Raw genomic sequence first — 1,595 nt, forward strand, 5'->3', positions numbered from 1 at the left:
GATATTAGCCAGTACTTCTGGCGGTAACGCGCGTTCCCCGGTGAATGGACTTCCCGGCGCAAGGCGCATCATAAAGAATGAAATCGTAATAAGTATAAACAGCGTCGGAATCGCTTCCAGACAGCGACGTAATATAAATTTTAACATTGCCCGTACCTTCTGGCGTGTGCCTTTACACCTCTTCTACCCCGACGTTCAGGTAAAGCGGTGTTAATAGTTCGAAGAAAAAAGACACTGTGGGGCAAAATGATTGCCCCACGTCTTGCCATTAATGCTTGATAATATACAAGTCTTTAACGTGGATATTATCCATCGGGTCTTTACCGGAGTATCCGCCAACCCATGGTTTCACCAGGCGGGCGTTAACATAGTAATAAACCGGTACAATCGCAGAATCTTTATCCAGCTGCTGTTCCGCTTTCGAATACAGTTCGCTGCGCTGCGCTTCATCAGTCACTTTCAGCGTATCCGCAATCAGCTTATCAAACGCCGGGCTCTTATAGTGGACGGTGTTGTTGGAGCTGTCAGACAGCACCATATTCAGGAAGGATGTTGGTTCGTTGTAATCCGCACACCAGCCCGCACGCGAAACATCATAGTTACCCTGATGGCGCGTATCGAGGAACGTTTTCCATTCCTGGTTTTCCAGCTTCACGTTGGCGCCCAGATTTTTCTTCCAGATAGATGCCGCAGCGATGGCCAGCTTTTTATGCAGATCTGAGGTGTTATACAGCAGGTCAAAGGTCAACGGTTTTTCAGCGGTATACCCGGCTTCAGCCAGCAGTTTTTTCGCTTCTTCATTACGTTTTTCCTGAGACCATTTGAACCACTCTGGTTCAACCAGTTTCGCGCCATCGGTGTAAGGAGGGGTAAAGCTATACGCCGGCAGGTCCCCCTGGTTTTTAACTTTGTTGACGATAATGTCACGATCCAACGCCAGTTTCAGGGCGGTACGAACACGAACATCGTTGAACGGTGCTTTCTGGTTGTTGATTTCGTAATAATAGGTGCACAGATACGGGTCAACGTGAACTTCGTTCGGGATCTCTTTTTTCAGTTTCTGGAATAACTCGATCGGCATGTTGTTATAGGTCATGTCGATTTCGCCGCTGCGATAGCGGTTAACGTCAGTCACTTCAGAAGAAATTGGCAGGTAGGTAACCTGGTTAATAACCGTTTTGGCGTTGTCCCAGTAGTTGGTGTTACGCTCAAGTACAATGCGCTCGTTGACCACCCAGTCTTTCAGCTTATAGGCACCGTTGGTGACGATGTTAGCGGGCTGGGTCCATTTCTCACCGTATTTTTCAACCGCTGCTTTAGGAACCGGAGAAACGGATGAGTGCACAAGCAATTTGTAGAAATAAGGAACAGGCTCGCTCAGGGTGACTTCAAATGTATGATCGTCGAGAGCTTTGACACCGAGATCGGTGATCGGCTTTTTGCCGGCGATAATATCGTCAATATTGACAATGTGACCGTACTGTAAATAACTGGCGTACGGTGACGCGGTATTTGGATTAGCCAGGCGTTGCCAGCTATACACGAAATCTTGCGCGGTAACAGGCGTGCCGTCAGACCATTTAGCGTCTTTACGC

Annotated in this window: 1 protein-coding gene and 1 pseudogene; both read right to left on the reverse strand. The window is 48.1% G+C overall.

The annotated features are described in order from the left end of the window. A pseudogene (oppB, locus tag KQJ19_RS23490) lies at window positions 1-147 on the reverse strand (oligopeptide transporter permease); the annotation flags it as partial. A 121-nt stretch (window positions 148-268) separates the two neighbouring features. Continuing rightward, a partial coding sequence (oppA, locus tag KQJ19_RS23495) for an oligopeptide ABC transporter substrate-binding protein OppA (protein WP_216404270.1) occupies window positions 269-1,595 on the reverse strand: 1,327 nt, incomplete at its 5' end.

Origin of the sequence: Citrobacter sp. S46_ASV_140, from assembly GCF_018919545.1 — a bacterium.
Taxonomy (GTDB): domain Bacteria; phylum Pseudomonadota; class Gammaproteobacteria; order Enterobacterales; family Enterobacteriaceae; genus Citrobacter; species Citrobacter braakii.